This window comes from Verrucosispora sp. TAA-831 (assembly GCF_050780145.1).
Classification (GTDB): Bacteria; Actinomycetota; Actinomycetes; order Mycobacteriales; family Micromonosporaceae; genus Micromonospora.
In genome coordinates, this window is the sequence record NZ_CP192240.1 from 6,424,809 (window position 1) to 6,443,522 (window position 18,714).

The 18,714-nt window shown below is 67.7% G+C and carries 12 protein-coding genes and 3 rRNA genes; 5 read left to right on the plus strand and 10 right to left on the minus strand.

From position 1 onward, the window contains the following. Positions 1 to 58: 58 nt before the first annotated feature. Positions 59 to 1,219, plus strand: a complete 1,161-nt coding sequence (locus ACQVFL_RS28660; RefSeq protein ID WP_431727982.1) for a glycosyltransferase family 4 protein — start codon at positions 59 to 61, stop codon at positions 1,217 to 1,219. Positions 1,220 to 1,279: 60 nt separating this feature from the next. Here the strand turns inward: ACQVFL_RS28660 and ACQVFL_RS28665 are convergent, their stop codons facing one another. Both ACQVFL_RS28665 and ACQVFL_RS28670 read right to left on the minus strand, forming a co-directional pair. Next, positions 1,280 to 1,441, minus strand: a complete 162-nt coding sequence (locus tag ACQVFL_RS28665) for a hypothetical protein (RefSeq protein WP_396689598.1) — start codon at positions 1,439 to 1,441, stop codon at positions 1,280 to 1,282. Then, positions 1,438 to 3,156, minus strand: a complete 1,719-nt coding sequence (locus tag ACQVFL_RS28670) for a hypothetical protein (RefSeq protein WP_396689596.1) — start codon at positions 3,154 to 3,156, stop codon at positions 1,438 to 1,440. The genes ACQVFL_RS28665 and ACQVFL_RS28670 overlap by 4 nt, the downstream gene beginning before the upstream one ends. A 138-nt stretch (positions 3,157 to 3,294) precedes the next feature. Between ACQVFL_RS28670 and ACQVFL_RS28675 the strand changes: the two genes are divergently transcribed. Then, a complete protein-coding gene (locus tag ACQVFL_RS28675) occupies positions 3,295 to 5,142 on the plus strand; it encodes a hypothetical protein (protein WP_431727983.1) in 1,848 nt (615 codons plus the stop codon). A gap of 27 nt (positions 5,143 to 5,169) precedes the next feature. Here ACQVFL_RS28675 and ACQVFL_RS28680 read toward each other — a convergent pair whose 3' ends face one another. Continuing rightward, entirely contained in the window at positions 5,170 to 5,925 is a 756-nt protein-coding gene (locus ACQVFL_RS28680; RefSeq protein ID WP_396689592.1) for an FkbM family methyltransferase, read from the minus strand. 159 nt (positions 5,926 to 6,084) lie between these two features. Here ACQVFL_RS28680 and ACQVFL_RS28685 point away from each other — a divergent pair, with 159 nt between their 5' ends. Next, positions 6,085 to 7,380: a polysaccharide biosynthesis protein gene (locus tag ACQVFL_RS28685; RefSeq protein WP_396689590.1), complete on the plus strand. Its 1,296-nt coding sequence runs from the start codon at positions 6,085 to 6,087 to the stop codon at positions 7,378 to 7,380. Positions 7,381 to 7,478: 98 nt separating this feature from the next. Beyond that, positions 7,479 to 9,293: a VanW family protein gene (locus ACQVFL_RS28690; RefSeq protein WP_396689588.1), complete on the plus strand. Its 1,815-nt coding sequence runs from the start codon at positions 7,479 to 7,481 to the stop codon at positions 9,291 to 9,293. Positions 9,294 to 9,713: 420 nt separating this feature from the next. Here the strand turns inward: ACQVFL_RS28690 and rrf are convergent. The 4 genes from rrf to ACQVFL_RS28710 form a co-directional block, all read right to left on the minus strand. Beyond that, positions 9,714 to 9,830, minus strand: a 5S ribosomal RNA gene (gene rrf / locus ACQVFL_RS28695). 97 nt (positions 9,831 to 9,927) lie between these two features. Next, positions 9,928 to 13,040, minus strand: a 23S ribosomal RNA gene (locus ACQVFL_RS28700). Positions 13,041 to 13,438: 398 nt separating this feature from the next. Further along, positions 13,439 to 14,955 (minus strand): 16S ribosomal RNA (locus tag ACQVFL_RS28705). The 16S, 23S and 5S rRNA genes sit together here, the layout of an rRNA operon. Positions 14,956 to 15,693: 738 nt before the next feature. Further along, the gene (locus ACQVFL_RS28710; protein ID WP_396698222.1) at positions 15,694 to 15,945 is read right to left on the minus strand and encodes an SCO4848 family membrane protein; all 252 of its coding nucleotides are present in this window, start codon (positions 15,943 to 15,945) and stop codon (positions 15,694 to 15,696) included. 66 nt (positions 15,946 to 16,011) lie between these two features. On the opposite strand from ACQVFL_RS28710, the gene ACQVFL_RS28715 reads away from it, so the two are divergent. Beyond that, entirely contained in the window at positions 16,012 to 16,551 is a 540-nt protein-coding gene (locus ACQVFL_RS28715) for a hypothetical protein (RefSeq protein ID WP_396698220.1), read from the plus strand. Positions 16,552 to 16,585: 34 nt separating this feature from the next. Here the strand turns inward: ACQVFL_RS28715 and ACQVFL_RS28720 are convergent, their stop codons facing one another. The 3 genes from ACQVFL_RS28720 to ACQVFL_RS28730 are packed head-to-tail and all read right to left on the minus strand — an operon-like array spanning position 16,586 to position 18,710. Next, the gene (locus ACQVFL_RS28720) at positions 16,586 to 17,215 is read right to left on the minus strand and encodes a hypothetical protein (protein ID WP_396698218.1); all 630 of its coding nucleotides are present in this window, start codon (positions 17,213 to 17,215) and stop codon (positions 16,586 to 16,588) included. Between the two features lie 20 nt (positions 17,216 to 17,235). Beyond that, a complete protein-coding gene (locus tag ACQVFL_RS28725) occupies positions 17,236 to 17,871 on the minus strand; it encodes a hypothetical protein (RefSeq protein ID WP_431727984.1) in 636 nt (211 codons plus the stop codon). Next, complete coding sequence (locus tag ACQVFL_RS28730) at positions 17,868 to 18,710, minus strand: DUF6406 domain-containing protein (RefSeq protein ID WP_431727985.1); 843 nt, start codon at positions 18,708 to 18,710, stop codon at positions 17,868 to 17,870. The genes ACQVFL_RS28725 and ACQVFL_RS28730 overlap by 4 nt, the downstream gene beginning before the upstream one ends. Between the last annotated feature and the right edge of the window lie 4 nt (positions 18,711 to 18,714).

The window sequence follows — 18,714 nt, forward strand, 5'->3', positions numbered from 1 at the left end:
GGGCCGGGCGGTCCTAGGGTGGCGCGATCGTGCTCAGTTACTCATCAGTAGGAGCAGCGTGGACACCAACGGCACCCCCTCCCGCCACGTCCTGTTCCTCAACTGGCGCGACACCACCAACCCGGAAGGCGGCGGGTCGGAGGTCTACATCGAGCGCATCGCCGCCGAACTGGTCGCCGTGGGGCACCGGGTGACCCTGTTCTGCGCCGCGCACGGTGCCGCCGCCGCAGCCGGCACCACCGAGTCGGGGGTCCGCGTGCTGCGCCGGGGCACCCGGATGACCGTCTACCTCCGCGCGGCGCTGACCTGCGTCGCCGGCCGGTTCGGGCGGGGACCGCTGAGCCGTCGTCGGCTGGGCCGGCCGGATCTGGTCGTCGACGTGTGCAACGGGGTGCCCTTCTTCGCCCCGCTGTACGCCGGACGGCCGGTCATCGCGCTGGTGCACCACGTGCACCGGGAGCAGTGGCCGGTGGTGTTCGGCCCGAGGATGGCCCGGCTCGGCTGGTGGATCGAGTCCTGGTTGGCGGTACGGCTCTATCGGGGCTGCCGGTACGTCACCGTCTCGGAGGCCAGCCGGACCGAACTGACCGCGCTGGGTGTGGCGGCGGAGCGGATCGAGGTCGTCCCGAACGGCACTCCGCCGGTGATCGGCCCCGCGTGGCCGCGTACGCCGCACCCCTCGCTCCTGGTGCTCGGCCGCCTGGTCCCGCACAAGCGGGTGGAGATCGCGCTGCGCACCGTCGCCGAACTCGCCCGGGAGCTGCCCGAACTCGAACTGGTGGTGGCCGGGCAGGGCTGGTGGGAGGAGCCGTTGCGGGAACTGTGCAGTTCGCTCGGCATCACCGGCCAGGTGCGGTTCGCCGGATTCGTCACCGAGGAGGAGAAGCACGCGCTGCTCTGCTCGGCCTGGCTCACCCTCACCCCGTCGCTCAAGGAGGGGTGGGGGCTGACCATCGTGGAGGCCGCCGCGCGCAGCACCCCGACGGTGGCGTTCCGCTACGCCGGTGGCGTCGCCGAGGCGATGGTGGACACCCGGACCGGCCTGCTGGTCGACGACGAAGGGGAGTTCACCGCCGTGGTCCGCGAGCTTCTCGGCGACGACGTCCGACGCAAGGCGATGGGCGAGGCCGCACTGGCGCACGCCGCCCGTTTCACGTGGGCCGCGACCGGGGCGCGGTTCGCGCGACTGGTGGCGCGGGCGACCGCTGCCACCGGTTGACGGTCCCGCGCACGGTGACGGGGTGCCCGGGTCGCGGACACCCCGTCGGACGTTCTCAGGTCAGCGCGTGCCGTAGAGGGGAGCCTCGGTCTGCTCGCTCACCGTGGAGTTCGCGGCTTCCTTGGCGGACGGACTGAGCACGTTCGTCAGACCGACGCTGCCGAGCATGCCGAGCACGATTCCGAGTACCCCGACGGCGACGAACGCAGGCAGGTTCTTCATCCACCTTCTCCTTCCGCGGGACTCGCGTGCCGGGACGTTACCACGCGGTAGCACCATTGCGCAGTGCCCGAAAGACCGACGACCAGCAGCGCCGTCGCGGCCAGCAGGTGGGCCAGACCGACCGGCCCCGGCCCGGCCGGCTCAGAGCCCGAAATCCACATCGGATTCTCGTACAGGGTCAACTCGCTCCCGGCGTATCTCGGGCGCAGGCCGTCCAGCGTGGCCGGGTCCGGGGGCGGTCCGGCCGCCCGCTGCACCAGCACCCAACGGGGATTGGTCGACGCCACCGGCCGCCCGGCCGCCAGAACGTCGCGCAGCCGGGCGGCCCGGGAATCCTCACCGACGACCGGGGTGGCGCCCACCCGCAGCGTGTCGTCGATCAGCACCGGTACGCCGAGGTACCGAGGCGCCGGGTCGATCACCACCCGCCCGTCGTTCCAGGCATAGCTCTGGTACTGCTGGAACGGCAACGAGACGACCTCGCCCGGACGCTCGGCGACCAGCCGACTCACCGTCGTCCAGTCGGCCGGCCAACTCACCGGGCGGAGCCGACCGGCGGCACCGAACGCCAGGTCGGGCAGGACCGCCACCGGCAGCAACGCCGCACCGACCAGGAACACCCGTCCGGTGGCGGCGTCGAACCGGGCGGCCAAATGCCCGGCGGCCCGCTCCGCCCCCAACGCCACCGCGACCGCCAGCGCCAGGACGTACGGCACCAACAGCTTCTGCCCGTCCCGGACCAGGCCGGCGCCGGGCACCTCGGCCACCGCCCAACGCAGCAGCGCCGCCCCTCCGGGCAGCACGCCGAGCGCCGCGACCACCCACGACCCCACGGCCAGCACCCCGAGACGCGCGACGATCGAGGTGGGCCACCGACGCGACAGCAGGGGTACGCCGTACCCGGCGACCGCCAGCACCAGCACCGTCGCCAGCGGCACCAGCCAACTCGCCCGGGAGGCCGGAGTCGCATCGGCGCTCCAGACACCGCCGGTGCCGGCCAGCGCCGCCCACGGACCGGCCCAGTTCTCGCCCCGCGCGGCGAAGGCGGCGACCCCGGCCGGATCGGAGCGCGCATCACCCGCACCGGCCACGCCCGCCACCAGCCACGGCGCGTTCAGCAGCATCGCCGCGCCCAGCCCGGTCGACGCCGCCCGCAGCGCCCCCGGATACCGCCCCACCAGCAACACCGCTGCCACGACCAGTGCGAGCAGCCCGCCGGTCGGTGTGATGGCCGAGGCCGCCACGCAGAGCAGCAGCCGATGCAGGGCGTACCGCTCACCCGCCCGCACCTCGATCGCCGCCCGCAACAACCACGGCAGCACCGCGTACGCGACCAGCAGCCCCCACTGTCCGATCAGCAACCGCTCGGCCAGGAACGGGGTCCAGGCGTACCCGAGTGCGGCCACCACCCGTACGGCCACCCGCTCGGTCGGGACGAGCCGTGCGGCACCCAGCGCGGCCAGATAGAGGATCGCCACCAGCACCAGCCGTTGCAGCAGCCACCCCGGAACCAAGAGGTTGGCCAGCGCCACCACCGCGTCCTGGGGGACGGCCCGGGGCAGCGCGGTGGCCGGAGCGATCAGGTCCCAGCTCAGCGTCTGCCGAGGCACGAACACCATGTCGTACCGCAACACGTAGCCGGGCAGGGCGAGCGGGGCGAGCACCACCGCCACCACGGAGGCCGCCACCGCGTGCGGCACCAGCCGTTCCCGCATCCGTCGACCCCATCACAGCCGGGCGCGGCATCGGCCGCGCTGGTGGCGGTCACTGTACGCGGCACCGGTGCGGCGGCGGCCGTCGAACCGTCCGTTGGCCGGATGGGGCGGGCTGACGGGTGTGGCAATCTTCCCGCCATGACATCGACGGGGGCGGACGTGACGGCGGCACCCGACCGGAGCGCCGGCTGGTGGAACGGCGATCCGATCCGGGTGACCGCGCTGGCCATGATCGCGCTCAGCGTCTTCTGGCGGGCCCACGTGGCGTTCCGCGGTTTCCTGGCGGCCGACGACTACGTGCTCATCACCCAGGCCGCCGAGTCCGACCTGACCGTGGCGCACCTGTTCGCGCTCTACAACAACCACCTGATGCCCGGCGGGCGGCTGATCATCTGGCTGGTGACCGAGTACGTCGGCCTGGACTACTGGCCGTACGTGCTGCTCATGGCGATCGGCCAGGCGATCCTCGGTGTCGTCTTCCTCCAGTTGCTGCGCCGCCTGCTCCAGCCGTCGTGGCTGATCCTCCTCCCGCTCGGTCTGCTGCTGTTCAGCCCGTTGACCCTGGAGGCGACGACCTGGTGGGCGGTCGGCGTCAACATGCTGCCGATGCAGATCGCCATGGTGCTCGCGATCCGCGCGCAGGTCGACTACGTACGGACCCGACGGCCCCGGCACCTGGTGGCCCTGGCGCTCGCCGTCCTGTTCGGGCTCTTCTTCTTCGAGAAGGCGATCCTGGTCGTGGCGCTGGTCTTCCTGCTGACCGCCGCCCTCTACGCCGACGGCGGCCCGCTGCGCACCGTCTGGACCACGATCCGTCGCTGGTGGCCATCATGGTTGCTGCTGACGGCGCTCTCGCTGGTCTTCATGGCCGCGTACCTGACCCGGTCGGAGTCCTCCCTGCGCCGGCCGGACTCTCCCGACGAGGTCTTCTCGTTCCTGGCCCAGATGCTCAACTCGACCGTGGTGCCGGGTCTGGTGGGCGGGCCGTGGCAGTGGCTCGGGGCCGGTGACGGCGCCCCGGTCACCGCCCCGCCGAGGGTCGGCACCTGGGTGAGCTGGGTGATCGTCGTCGCCGTGGTCGTGGCGACGGTCCGCCTGCGCCCACGCGCCGGACGGGCCTGGCTGCTGCTCGTCGCGTACCTGGTCATGGTGGCGGCGATGCTGGCCGCCACCCGGCTCGGGTCGGCGTTCAGCGGCGTGGCGGGCGGGGTGCCGCGGTACGTCAGCGATGTGGTCGTGGTCGCCGCGATCTGCCTCGGTGTCGCCGTCGTCGGCCTGGCGCGGACGCCCGCCGCCACACCGCCCGCCGCTGGACCGCTGCCGGAGCGCTACCGGGAGCCGGTGGCCGTCACGCTCGCCCTGGTCCTGGTGGCGGTCTGTCTGGGCACGGCCTGGACCACCTCCCGGTACGGCGACGAGTGGGCGGCGAAGTCCGGACGGTCGTACATCGACACGGTGCGGATCGAGTTGGCCAGCGCGCCGCCCGACACCGTCTTCTTCGACTCCCCGGTCCCGGACAACGTCGTACCGCGCCTCTCGGAGCCGTACAACCTCCAGTCCCGGTTCTTCCGCGCACTCGGCGCCCGCCCCACCTACGTCGACGAGGCCGAGCACCCGTCGGTACTCGACGGACTGGGCCGGGTCAAGGTGGCCACGGTCGTCGGCAGCACGATCCAGCCCGGTTCCCGGGAGGGCTGCGGTCACCTGGTGACCGGCGGCGAGACGGTCCGGATACCGCTGAACGAGCCGCGCTTCGCGTGGCCCTGGGTGGTACGCGTCGGCTATCTCAGCTCGGCCGACGGCACGGCGACCCTGCGACTGGGCAGTGGCGAGGCGGTCTTCCCGATCAGGAAGGGGCTGAACCAGCGCTTCTTCCGGATCGTGGGCGGTGGGGACAGCGTGGAGCTGACCGTGACCGGCACGGACCTGACGCTCTGCACCAACGAGATCGCGATCGGCGAACCGGCACCCCGGCCGGAGGAGTAGGCCGTCGACATCTCGTCCGGCGGAGCCTCACTCGGGACGGAACAGCACCGAGTTGACGTAGCGCGGACGCGGCCAGACGACCCGTCGGGCGAAGCTCTGGCCGACCCGCGCGATGGACTTCCGCTGGTGCCCGCCGAGGTCGAAGTCGGCCAGCGGAATCCACTGCCGGTCGGGCAGCACGTGTCCCCGGTACCCCCAGCCGGTCAGCAGGTCCAACAACGGCTGCACCGGCTGGATCCGCTCCTCGACCTCGATCAGCAGCACCGGGCGGTCCCGCCGGACGGTCTCCGCCGCGCCCCGCAGCGCCGGCAGTTCGTGGCCCTCGATGTCGAGCTTGACGAACCGCACGTCGGTGAGGCCGAGCGAGTCGAGCGTGATCCGCCGGACCGTCACCGGGGTGCCCTGTGTCCCGTCCTCCACCGACGAGGTGCCGACGATCGCCCCACCCTCCGGGAGGTACAGCGTCGCCGAGCCCTCGTGGTCGGAGACGGCGGCCTCCACCACCTCGACGGTCGGAAAGGCCACCCGGAGCTGACCGGCCAGCGCGGTGGTCGGCTCCACCGCCACCACCCGGTCGGCACGCCGGAGGAGCCGGGCCGTCCACGGCCCGTACCAGGCACCCACGTCGACAGCGGTGCCGCCGACCGGCACGAAATCGGTCAGCCGCGCCAGTTCCGGTTCCACCCGGGGGTAGACCCGGCGGATCGCCCCGGCGAGCAACCGCTGCGGAAGGATCGCCGCCACACCGGAGGTCGCTGCCGGTGACAGCTTCGTCGACGCCATGGGGCAGCACACTAGACGGTTACCGGCCGCGGGGGCAGGGGCTGCCGAAGACGGCTACCGGCCGGTAAGGTCTTGCCGGTCGGGCCACCTCCCGACTCGAATCCGCCCGGGGCCGGACCCGCGCGGGTCCGCCGGCCCGTCGGCACGACGCGGAGTGGCATGACACGGACCACGGGCAAGGACGCCGCGACGGTACGGTTCGGCGCGGCCGGTGCCGCCGTCACCGTCGCCACCCTGGCGACCAACGCGCTGGCGTACGTCGTACCCGTGCTGGGCGCACGCCGACTGAGCGCCGCCGACCTGGGCGCCCTGGCCACGGTCCTCGCGTTGGCGGCGATCGCCGCTGTCCCCGGCTTCGGTCTCCAGATCGCGGTCGCGGCCCACCGGGCCCGTCGCAGTGGCGGTGGCGAGGCCGGAGCGGCGCTGCGCACCGCCGCGTTCACCGCAGCGGTCACCCTCGCGGCCGCACCCGTACTCTCCGTCGCCCTACGGCTGCCGGTGTCCCTGGCCCTGCTGCTCGCGGCGACCACGTTCACCACCGTGCTCAGCGGCCGCTGGCTCGGCGAACTTCAGGGCGACCAACGGTTCCTGCGGCTCGCCGCCGCGATGACCGTGCTGGCCGCCGGCCGCTACGGCGGACTGGTCGTCGGGCTCCTGGCCGGCCGGGGACCCGTGGCCTGCCTGCTGCTGGCCGCCCTCACCGGCCTGCTCGCCATCCCGGTCCTGGCCCGCCTCGCGGCACCGTCCGTCGACGAGCCGCCCGCACCGGCTCCCGCAGGCGACGCCGCGTCTCGGGCACTCGGTGGCCGACAGGTGCGGACCGCGTGCGTGGCGACGCTGGCGATGCTCACCATCTCGTACGCCGATCTGCTCCTCGCCCGTCAACTGCTGCCGGCGGCCGACTCCGGCGCGTACGCCGTCGGCGCGGTCCTCACCAAGGGAGCGCTGTGGGCACCCCAGGTGGTCACGCTGCTGGTGTTGCCCCGACTGGCCCGGGGCGACCGCCGGGCCCGCGTGGTGGCGCTGGTGCTGATCGGGGCCTGCGGCGCGGTCCTGGTCGTGGCCTCCGCCATCGGCGGGGAGGTGGCGTTCCACCTCGCCGGCGGCACCGACTACCGCCACCTGGCCGGGTCCGCGCCGCTGTTCGCCGCCACCGGCGCCCTCTACGCGGTGGTGTTCATGCTCGTCAACGACCGGGTGGCGACCGCCGCCCGGTGGCCGGCCCTACCGTTGTGGGTGGCGTCGGCCGCGCTGGCGACGACGGCCACGCTGATCGCGCCACGCACCGTCACCGGTGTGTTGTCCTGCGCCCTGGCCACCGCGGCCGGGACCGCACTGGTGATGGGCTGGCTGGTCTTCCGTCGCGGCACCACTGACCCGGCGACGAACGACCGGTCACCAAGAGTGACCACGACGACCGCTCCGACCTGCCCGACGGGCTCTCCGGACGACTGACGGGTCACTCGGACTCCCCGCCGGCCACACCGTTGGTTACCGTAGTTGTCTTCCGGGTGGATCCGTTCCCCCTGCGGTAGTTCCCCAAAGAGGTAGCTGTGACGTTGTACGGCGAGAAGAAGCCCCCCGCCGACGATCGGCCCACCGTGGAAGTGACCGCGGTCAACTGGCCGAACGATCGGCCGGAGCCCCCGGCGAGCCCACCAGAGTCGGGCGCCCCGACCCGGCCGCGCCGGTTCCGCCTGCTCCTCGCCTCCGGGGTGGCCACAGCCGTGCTCGCCTCGGTGGGCGCGGTCACCGTCTGGGCGTACGCCGGAGACGTGCCCCGAGGCACCAGCGTGATGGGCACCGAACTCGGCGGACGGAGCCGGACCGACGCGGCCCGTGAGTTGCGGGCCCAACTGGACCGTCGCGCCGCCGAACTCGCCGCCCCGATCCAGGTGAAGATCGGCGAGCGGACGGCCGAGATCAACCCGGCGGAGGTCGGGCTCACCGTCGACGTGGACGCCACCGTGGCCGCTGCGGCCGCCGCCGACGCGCACGCGGTGGACCGGCTGGTCGGCTCGCGGCAGGTCGAACCGGTGGTCTCCGTCGACGTGCCGAAGCTGGAGGCCGAGCTGGAGAAGCTCGTCGGCGACCAGGGCCGCAAGATGACCATGCCGGCGATCACGTTCACCGGCACGAAGCCGAAGGTGCGTCATCCCAAGCCGAGCCTCGCCGTCGACCCGGAGCACTCCGCCGACGTGGTCAAGGCAGGCTGGTTGAGCGGTCAGCCGGTGACGGTGCCGCTGGTGGAGAACCACCCGGCCACCTCGGCCGAGGAGGTCGACCGCATGGTGCGCGAGCTGGCCGAGCCGGCGGTCGCCGCACCGGTGAAGCTGACCACGGACCGGGGCTCGGTGAACATCCCGCCAGCAGCCATCGCGAAGGGCCTCCGCTTCAAGGCCGACAAGACGGGCAAGCTCACACCCAGCATCGACATGAAGCGGCTGCGCGACGCCCTGGGGAACCGGCTGAACGAGGTCGAGGTCGCGCCCAGGGACGCCACGATGACCATCTCCGGCGGCAAACCGAAGGTGGTCGAGGGCCGCGCCGGCCAGCAGGTGGAGACCGACGGCCTGGGCGACGAGCTGATGGCCGTCCTGCCCCGCACCGACGACCGGACGATCACCGCGAAACTGACGGAGAAGAAGCCGAAGCTCACCGCGGAGAAACTGGGCGGCCTCGGCATCAAGGAGAAGGTCTCCTCCTTCACCACCAACTTCACCGGCGGCCTCTCCTCGGCGCGCAGCCAGAACATCGTGACGATCGCCAAGAAGGTGGACGGCACCGTGGTGCTGCCCGGCGAGACGTTCTCACTCAACGGGCACACCGGTGAGCGCGGCTACGCCCAGGGCTACCGCGACGCACCCGTGATCCTGGACGGCAAGCTGGTGCCGGGCGTCGGCGGCGGCACCTCGCAGTTCACCACCACGCTGTTCAACGCCACGTACTACGCCGGCCTCGAAGACGTCGAGCACAAGCCCCACTCGTACTACTTCAGCCGCTACCCGTCGGTCATCGAGTCGACCATCTTCTGGCCCAACCTCGACTTCAAGTTCCGCAACAACACCGATCACGGCGTGCTGATCGACACCTCGTACACGGGCAGCTCGATCACCGTGTCGATCTGGAGCACGAAGATCTGGGACAGCGTCAAGACCGAGTACAGCCCGCGACGCAACATCACGTCGTCCAAGACGGTCTACCTGGAGCCGGGCCCGACCTGTATCCCCGCCAGCGGCAGCCAGGGCTTCACCCAGGACGCCTTCCGGGTCATCAAGAAGGACGGCAAGGTCGTCAAGCGGGAGAAGTTCACCTGGACGTACAGCGCCGAGCCGCGCTTCATCTGCGCCAAGGAACCCGGCGCCTGACGTCCGGCCTCCACCTGCTCCGTCCACGGCCCCGCCGGCCCACGCCGGCGGGGCTTTCCCATGCCGTCGGGCCCGCGTGTAAGGAAGGGTCCCCTGCTAACGTCTCGCGCATAGCAGGGGACCCCTGCTAACTCCCCTACCGGCCGTCAGCGGCGCAGGCGGCGTGTGGCGGGCCATGCCCATTCCGGGCGTGACTCCATCCGGGCCGCTGGGGCTGGATCGGTCGGCGGCCCAGCGGCTCCGCTATGCCCAGTGAGGCCACGTCCAGCGAGGGTGTGAGCCAGCCGCTCTCTATTGCCTTCTCCACGGCGTTGCCCACGACTCGCGAAAGCTACGCCGGGCCGACTAGGGGGGCCGACTAAGGGGGCCAAACGCGTTTAGGGCCACCCCCATGTGGGGGTGGCCCTAAAACGAGAAGATGTCCGGCGGTGTCCTACTCTCCCACACCCTCCCGGGTGCAGTACCATCGGCGCTGGAGGGCTTAGCTTCCGGGTTCGGAATGTGACCGGGCGTTTCCCCTCCGCCATGACCGCCGTAACCTTATCAACATGTCAAACACAATCCGCACCAACACTGTCCGTGTCGGGGTGTGTTTGTTTGTTGTGAGTTACACAGTGGACGCGTAGCAACTTTGATAGTCAAGTCCTCGGCCTATTAGTACCGGTCAACTGAACCCGTTACCGGGCTTACATTTCCGGCCTATCAACCCAGTCGTCTAGCTGGGGGCCTTACCCCACCAAAGGTGGGTGGGATACCTCATCTTGAAGCGAGCTTCCCGCTTAGATGCTTTCAGCGGTTATCCCTTCCGAACGTAGCTAACCAGCCGTGCCCCTGGCGGGACAACTGGCACACCAGAGGTTCGTCCGTCCCGGTCCTCTCGTACTAGGGACAGCCCTTCTCAAGTATCCTACGCGCACGGCGGATAGGGACCGAACTGTCTCACGACGTTCTAAACCCAGCTCGCGTACCGCTTTAATGGGCGAACAGCCCAACCCTTGGGACCTGCTACAGCCCCAGGATGCGACGAGCCGACATCGAGGTGCCAAACCATCCCGTCGATATGGACTCTTGGGGAAGATCAGCCTGTTATCCCCGGGGTACCTTTTATCCGTTGAGCGACACCGCTTCCACACGCAAGTGCCGGATCACTAGTCCCGACTTTCGTCCCTGCTCGACCCGTCAGTCTCACAGTCAAGCTCCCTTGTGTACTTGCACTCAACACCTGATTGCCAACCAGGCTGAGGGAACCTTTGGGCGCCTCCGTTACCTTTTAGGAGGCAACCGCCCCAGTTAAACTACCCACCAGACACTGTCCCTGAACCGGATAACGGTCCGAAGTTAGATACCCGAATCAACCAGAGTGGTATTTCAAGATTGCCTCCCCTCATACTGGCGTACAAGGTTCACCGGCTCCCACCTATCCTACACAAGCTAACTCAGATACCAATGTCAAGCTATAGTAAAGGTCCCGGGGTCTTTCCGTCCTGCCGCGCGTAACGAGCATCTTTACTCGTAATGCAATTTCGCCGGGCCTGTGGTTGAGACAGTGGGGAAGTCGTTACGCCATTCGTGCAGGTCGGAACTTACCCGACAAGGAATTTCGCTACCTTAGGATGGTTATAGTTACCACCGCCGTTTACTGGCGCTTAAGTTCTCCGCTTCGCCCCGAAGAGCTAACAGGTCCCCTTAACGTTCCAGCACCGGGCAGGCGTCAGTCCATATACATCGAATTACTTCTTCGCATGGACCTGTGTTTTTAGTAAACAGTCGCTTCCCCCTGCTCTCTGCGGCCATACAACGCTCCACCCGCGCGGGGCTTCACGTCTCCGGCCCCCCTTCTCCCTAAGTTACGGGGGCAATTTGCCGAGTTCCTTAACCACAGTTCGCCCGATCGCCTCGGTATTCTCTACCTGACCACCTGTGTCGGTTTGGGGTACGGGCCGCTCGAAACTCGCTAGAGGCTTTTCTCGGCAGCATAGGATCACTGACTTCACCTGAATCGGCTCGGCATCACGTCTCAGCCACATGACGTGCGGATTTGCCTACACGTCGGCCTACACGCTTACCCCGGCACAACCACCGGCCGGGCTCAGCTACCTTCCTGCGTCACCCCATCGCTTGACTACTACCCGCCAGGTTCCCACGCTCTCCACCCTCAACCCGAAGGTCTTGGATGGATCGGATGGTTAGCACAACGAGGTTCATCAGGGACGCTCCTTCGCGGGTACGGGAATATCAACCCGTTGTCCATCGACTACGCCTCTCGGCCTCGCCTTAGGTCCCGACTCACCCAGGGCGGATTAACCTGGCCCTGGAACCCTTGGTCATCCGGCGGAAGGGTTTCTCACCCTTCTTTCGCTACTCATGCCTGCATTCTCACTCGTGCCGCGTCCACAACTCGATCACTCGGCTGCTTCACCCCCGGCACGACGCTCCCCTACCCATCCACACACCTGCACACAAGCCCGAAGACTCGCGCGAAGTACACATGTGAATGCCACAGCTTCGGCGGTGTACTTGAGCCCCGCTACATTGTCGGCGCGGAACCACTTGACCAGTGAGCTATTACGCACTCTTTAAAGGGTGGCTGCTTCTAAGCCAACCTCCTGGTTGTCTATGCGACCCCACATCCTTTTCCACTTAGCACACGCTTAGGGGCCTTAGCTGGTGATCTGGGCTGTTTCCCTCTCGACTACGAAGCTTATCCCCCGCAGTCTCACTGCCGCGCTCTCACTTACCGGCATTCGGAGTTTGGCTGATTTCGGTAAGCTTGTGGGCCCCCTAGACCATCCAGTGCTCTACCTCCGGCAAGAAACACGCGACGCTGCACCTAAATGCATTTCGGGGAGAACCAGCTATCACGGAGTTTGATTGGCCTTTCACCCCTAACCACAGGTCATCCCCCAACTTTTCAACGTTGGTGGGTTCGGCCCTCCACACGGTCTTACCCGCGCTTCAGCCTGCCCATGGCTAGATCACTCCGCTTCGGGTCTAGAACATGCGACTCAAACGCCCTCTTCAGACTCGCTTTCGCTACGGCTCCCCCACACGGGTTAACCTCGCCACATGCCACTAACTCGCAGGCTCATTCTTCAAAAGGCACGCCGTCACCCCGCAAGGCTCCGACGGATTGTAGGCGAACGGTTTCAGGTACTATTTCACTCCCCTCCCGGGGTACTTTTCACCATTCCCTCACGGTACTCGTCCGCTATCGGTCACCAGGAAGTATTCAGGCTTACCAGGTGGTCCTGGCAGATTCACGGCAGATTTCAGGAGTCCGCCGCTACTCGGGAACATCCATAGAAGACCAGCTGCTTTCACCTACCGGACTATCACCGTCTACGGTCGGCCTTTCCAGACCATTCGACTAACAACTGGTTTTGTAACTTCTTCAGTGAGTGTCAGCCCACCACACAGAGTCCCACAACCCCGACCACGCAACCCCTGACAGGTATCACACGCAACCGGTTTAGCCTAAATCCGCTTTCGCTCGCCACTACTCACGGAATCACTAAATTTGTTTTCTCTTCCTACGGGTACTGAGATGTTTCACTTCCCCGCGTTCCCTCCACACACCCTATGAGTTCAGGTGCAGGTGACACCACATGACTGGTGCCGGGTTACCCCATTCGGACACCCTGGGATCACAGCTCGGTTGACAGCTCCCCCAGGCCTATCGCGGCCTCCCACGTCCTTCATCGGCTCCTGGTGCCAAGGCATCCACCGTTCGCCCTTGACAACTTGACCACAAAGATGCTCGCGTCCACTGTGCAATTCTCAACAAACAACCAACCCACAACCCACAGCCCCACACCAGCAACACCACCCCTACAAGGCGACATCCGGTATGCAAGACCAGGCCATGCCTGGCAACCACCAACCACAACACACGCCGTGGTATCCGGTTCTGAAGCAAACAACCCAACAGTTGTTCCTTCAGGACCCAACAGGGTGCCCATCATCTCCCACCAGCCGCACCAGCAGTCATCCCTCCACACCACCTTCCCGAAAGAAGATGGCCGTACTAGAAACCGCCGGCCGTTGCCGACACGAAACTCACCAGTGTCTCCGCCAATTGAGCACCCCGACCCGACATTCGCAGATCGCGGGCTCCATACCAGCTTTCGCCGGATGGTGCTCCTTAGAAAGGAGGTGATCCAGCCGCACCTTCCGGTACGGCTACCTTGTTACGACTTCGTCCCAATCGCCAGCCCCACCTTCGACGGCTCCCTCCACAAGGGTTGGGCCACCGGCTTCGGGTGTTGCCGACTTTCGTGACGTGACGGGCGGTGTGTACAAGGCCCGGGAACGTATTCACCGCAGCGTTGCTGATCTGCGATTACTAGCGACTCCGACTTCACGGGGTCGAGTTGCAGACCCCGATCCGAACTGAGACCGGCTTTTTGGGATTCGCTCCACCTCACGGTATCGCAGCCCATTGTACCGGCCATTGTAGCATGCGTGAAGCCCTGGACATAAGGGGCATGATGACTTGACGTCATCCCCACCTTCCTCCGAGTTGACCCCGGCAGTCTTCGATGAGTCCCCGCCATAACGCGCTGGCAACATCGAACGAGGGTTGCGCTCGTTGCGGGACTTAACCCAACATCTCACGACACGAGCTGACGACAGCCATGCACCACCTGTCACCGGCCCCGAAGGACCCCACATCTCTGCAGGATTTCCGGCGATGTCAAACCCAGGTAAGGTTCTTCGCGTTGCATCGAATTAATCCGCATGCTCCGCCGCTTGTGCGGGCCCCCGTCAATTCCTTTGAGTTTTAGCCTTGCGGCCGTACTCCCCAGGCGGGGCGCTTAATGCGTTAGCTGCGGCACAGAGAACCGGAGAGGCCCCCCACACCTAGCGCCCAACGTTTACAGCGTGGACTACCAGGGTATCTAATCCTGTTCGCTCCCCACGCTTTCGCTCCTCAGCGTCAGTATCGGCCCAGAGACCCGCCTTCGCCACCGGTGTTCCTCCTGATATCTGCGCATTTCACCGCTACACCAGGAATTCCAGTCTCCCCTACCGAACTCTAGCCTGCCCGTATCGACTGGCAGGCCCGCAGTTGAGCCACGGGTTTTCACAGTCGACGCGACAAGCCGCCTACGAGCTCTTTACGCCCAATAAATCCGGACAACGCTCGCGCCCTACGTCTTACCGCGGCTGCTGGCACGTAGTTGGCCGGCGCTTCTTCTGCAGGTACCGTCACTTGCGCTTCGTCCCTGCTGAAAGAGGTTTACAACCCGAAGGCCGTCATCCCTCACGCGGCGTCGCTGCATCAGGCTTCCGCCCATTGTGCAATATTCCCCACTGCTGCCTCCCGTAGGAGTCTGGGCCGTGTCTCAGTCCCAGTGTGGCCGGTCGCCCTCTCAGGCCGGCTACCCGTCGTCGCCTTGGTAGGCCATTACCCCACCAACAAGCTGATAGGCCGCGAGCCCATCCCAAGCCGAAAAACTTTCCACCCACAAACATGCGTCCATGAGTGAATATTCGGTATTAGCCCCCGTTTCCGAGGGTTATCCCAAAGCCTAGGGCAGGTTGCTCACGTGTTACTCACCCGTTCGCCGCTCGAGTACCCCGAAGGGCCTTTCCGCTCGACTTGCATGTGTTAAGCACGCCGCCAGCGTTCGTCCTGAGCCAGGATCAAACTCTCCAACAAAAACCAATTGGAAAAGCAAACCCCAGCAACAAACAAATGTTGCCAAAGGAATCCCCACCAACCCAAAAGTTGGCACGGGGCATCATAAAACAATTTGGCACTGGCTTATCAAGCACCCTGTTGAGTTCTCAAAGAACAACCACACACCATCAGAACACCCGACCAGCAGGCACCCCTCCGGGGCCGAACCACACTCACCTCGCGGCGAGCACTTTTACTACGTTACCTCACCGTCTGGACCGTGTCAACCGGTGTGTCCCGGTACGTCACGCTTTTGGCGGTTCGGCATCCGTGATCCAGCGCAGCGGTGACCGCCTCGCTCGATCGTCGGATTTGGCAGGCCGGCCGCTGCGGTTTCCCGCTAGCTCGCCCGGTTCCCTGCCGGTCGTAAACCTTACCCGGTCGGTTCCGCTCCGCCAAATCCGCCCCTCGGCGTTTTCGTCGAGCCCCGCCCGCGCCGCGTCCATTGAGGATCGCTCCTCGTGAACTCGACACCGCCTGGCCCGGATCTCGTGGCTTTCGCCCCGTTTGCCCGTTCCGCAGCGGCAGAGAGAAAGTTACGCGCCCACCGGTTTGATCGTCAAATCCGGGGGAAGCGGTCCCCGTCACACTCGGGTGCCCGCGAACGCCTCTCCGGTCCGAAGTGGTCCGTTGGACCAGGTCCACACGCGGCGGCACAGAGGAACCGGGCCGCAGCTCGCCCTGGCGGGCGCGCTCGTGGGCGACTGTGTGCCCAGCTCAGCGGGTACCGCGTCGGGACGCCCGCCAGGCGCGTACGCCGAGCAGGCCGACTGTGGTGCCGATCGCCAACGACGCCCCGATCAGCAGCGCGTGCACCCAGAGGAAGCCGGTCGCCGGCCAGTCACCGACCGTGCCGCTGGACCACGACCGCTCGTCGTTCCAGATGGCCACCGCGAACCTCGGCCAGATCACCCAGGTCCACACGCCCACACCGACGAGGAACACGGCCCAGCCACGCGACACCACCATGGTCGGCGAGTATGCCAGCGGGCGGCGGGGACAGTGCCCGGATCGGCCGATCGGTACGGTGGGTCGATGACCCCGCCGCTGAGCCGTACCAACGCGGAGGCACACCTCTACATGGATCTGCGCCCCTGCTCCTGCGGGGACGCCCGGTTCCCTCGTCAGAGCGCGGTCGTCGCGTTGGCCGACGGCGAACTGGCGAGCCGGTACACCGGCGCCTGCGCCGGCTGCGGCCGGGAACGGGAGTTCGTCTTCCGGCTGCCGCCGGGACTCGGCACGCCGGGCACCGGGTTCCGCTACGGCGGCGACGAGCCCTCCGAACTACTCGATCCGGGCGAATGGCTGCTCGTCGCCGACGCGTACGCCGGGCAGGTGTCGGCGAACGCGGACGGTGACTCCGGGCCACCGGCCCGGGCCGCGCTGACCCGGGCCGTCGCCGCCCTCGACGAGGTCGGCAAGTTCATCCCGGCGGACCGGGACGCGGTACCCCCGGAGACCTTCGCTAGCGACCGGGGGCGTCACCTGCACCGGCGTGAGCCCGGTCGGTTCCGCCGGGACCGGCTACGAGCGGTGCGCGAGACGTACGCCGGGATGCTGGCGCAGCTCGGCTGAGTCGGACCTGCCGGTCTCCCGCGGCGACGACCGGTCAGAGGCCGCGGGCCTCGTCCAGGCAGGCGGCGTTGGTGGCCAGCAGCATGGGCAGGGCCGCGAGGAACTCCCGCAACACGTGGCGAGCATCGTGTTCCCGCTCGTCGACGAAGTCGACCCGGGCGCCGGCCTCGGCGAACACCTCGCAGACCTCCCACAGGCTGTCGCCGACGCTGCTCCACTGCCAGACGTCGTGCACGAGGGTCGACACCCGGAGGACCGGCTCCATGCCGAACAGGCCGATGCCGTAGTTCAGCGGGTCGTCCGGACTGTTGCCGAGCGAGACCATCAGTGGCAGCACCCGGTGGGCGCGCGCGAATCCCTCCAGGTCGGGATCGTCGAGGTCCACCTCGACCAGCAGCCCGTCCTCCAGGAATCCCTCGACGATCCGCTCCGGATCGGTGACGCCGACGGCGGTGGCGGACTCCACGAGGGCGCTCCTGGTCCACGGGCGGGCCGGCGCGTCGGTCGGTGGGTGCGCGGCAGCCCAGACGGCGAACGCCCGCGGGTCCTCCATCGTCACCACGAGACGACCGATGCCCAGCGAGTAGTAGGCGACCGGCGCACCCGTCTCCGGATGGAACTCGCCGGTGTAGCGGCCGACCGGCAGGATCATCGGCTGGGTCATCGGCGGCGTCCTCGTCTCGGTCACGACTGCGGCTCCAGGTAGACCACGCTGGCCAGCAACAACGGGTGCAGGGCCCGGAGCAGCGCGGTGAGCAGCAGTTCCGGCTCGGTCAACTCCGGCTCGGTGCCCCCGCTGTCGCGTTCGTCGGCGGCCAGCGACTCGCACACGTCCCAGAGGCTCTCGCCGGAGCGCCCGCTCTCCCAGAGGTTGTAGACGGTATGGGTGACCTTCACGATCGGCCGCTCGAAGAATCCGATCGACCACAACCAGGGTTCGTCGGCGCTGTTGCCCAGCCCGACCATGCGTGAGCCGAGCCGGTGCCGCTGGGCGAAGTCGGCAGCCGCCGAGGTGTCGGGCGTCACCTCGGCGAGCAGACCCTCGGTGAGTAGTCCGTCGAGCAGCGGTTCGACGTCCACACCGGGGACGTGTACGGCCGCTGCCTGCCGGACCGAGGCGAGCGACCAGGGCTCCTCGTCCTGGAGGTCGGCGGTGCTGTGTGCCAGCGCCCACAGCGCGAAGCGCTGGTCGTCCAGGTCCCAGACGTCCGGGCCGAGCCGGACCCGCTGATAGCGCTCGGAGTCGCCGACCTTGGGGTAGAAGGTGCCGAAGTACTGCCCGAGCGGCAGCAGCAGGGCCTCTGGGGTCGGCGTACTCATGGCTGCCCGTCCTCGTGGCTGCGGGGGTCGGTGAAGGTGCCGGGCGGCACCATCTGCACCGGCGGGAGATGGTCGACCTCCACGGGGGTGAGTCGGCCGAGCAGGTAGCCCACGGATCTGGCCACTCCGCGCAGCTTCCGCTCCCGAGCAGCGGAGGCGGGCGGGCCGGGTGGACCGACGAGGTCCATCTCGTGAACGAAGTACACGATCGAGTCACCCGACTGCGTCGAGACGACCAGCAGCCCCCCGGAGGGGTTCGCGATCACCAGCCAGGCCGGCGACAGCCACGGGTCGCGGTGTCGGCGTTGGGCCTGCACCAGATCGAAGAGCGGGTAATCGGGGTGTACTCCGAACAGCGGGCGTTCCGGCGTCAGGGCGAACGGCACGCCGGGGAGGTGGTGCGGAACTTCGGGCTGTGCGCCGTTGTTCCGGCGCAGCCATTCGCGGTAGTCCGGCGGGAGGCGGAGGCCGAGGGCGGATTCGACCGACTGGAGCTGGGCCTCGTCGAGCTGGCCGTAGGACCGCAGCCGAGCGGGTTTCCAGAGGCGTCCGGACGGTGGGTCCATCACCTCGTTCGCGTCCACCCGGCGGACCGTGACCTCCCACTGGTCCTCGCTCGCCATGTCCAGGTCGGCGAACCGCCAGGTCTCGTCGCCCACCGGGAACGTCTCGCCCAGCCGCACCTCGTGATGCGTGGACTCCTCTGCCCAGTGCGGCATGACGACCATCTCGGCGCGCACCGGCGGCCCCACGTCGACCCACCGCACCCCCAGGCGGGCGTGCCCGATGTCGACCGGGACGTTGTTCGGAATGGAGGTGATCTCCGTGAAGGAGCGCAACGGC

What these genes read in the sequence shown, in the direction of transcription:
- ACQVFL_RS28665 (WP_396689598.1), bottom strand. Translation starts at nt 1,441, where the DNA reads ATGAAGAACCTGCCTGCGTTCGTCGCCGTCGGGGTACTCGGAATCGTG.
- ACQVFL_RS28670 (WP_396689596.1), bottom strand. Translation starts at nt 3,156, where the DNA reads ATGCGGGAACGGCTGGTGCCGCACGCGGTGGCGGCCTCCGTGGTGGCG.
- ACQVFL_RS28675 (WP_431727983.1), top strand. Translation starts at nt 3,295, where the DNA reads ATGACATCGACGGGGGCGGACGTGACGGCGGCACCCGACCGGAGCGCC.
- ACQVFL_RS28680 (WP_396689592.1), bottom strand. Translation starts at nt 5,925, where the DNA reads ATGGCGTCGACGAAGCTGTCACCGGCAGCGACCTCCGGTGTGGCGGCG.
- ACQVFL_RS28685 (WP_396689590.1), top strand. Translation starts at nt 6,085, where the DNA reads ATGACACGGACCACGGGCAAGGACGCCGCGACGGTACGGTTCGGCGCG.
- ACQVFL_RS28710 (WP_396698222.1), bottom strand. Translation starts at nt 15,945, where the DNA reads ATGGTGGTGTCGCGTGGCTGGGCCGTGTTCCTCGTCGGTGTGGGCGTG.
- ACQVFL_RS28715 (WP_396698220.1), top strand. Translation starts at nt 16,012, where the DNA reads ATGACCCCGCCGCTGAGCCGTACCAACGCGGAGGCACACCTCTACATG.
- ACQVFL_RS28720 (WP_396698218.1), bottom strand. Translation starts at nt 17,215, where the DNA reads ATGACCCAGCCGATGATCCTGCCGGTCGGCCGCTACACCGGCGAGTTC.
- ACQVFL_RS28725 (WP_431727984.1), bottom strand. Translation starts at nt 17,871, where the DNA reads ATGAGTACGCCGACCCCAGAGGCCCTGCTGCTGCCGCTCGGGCAGTAC.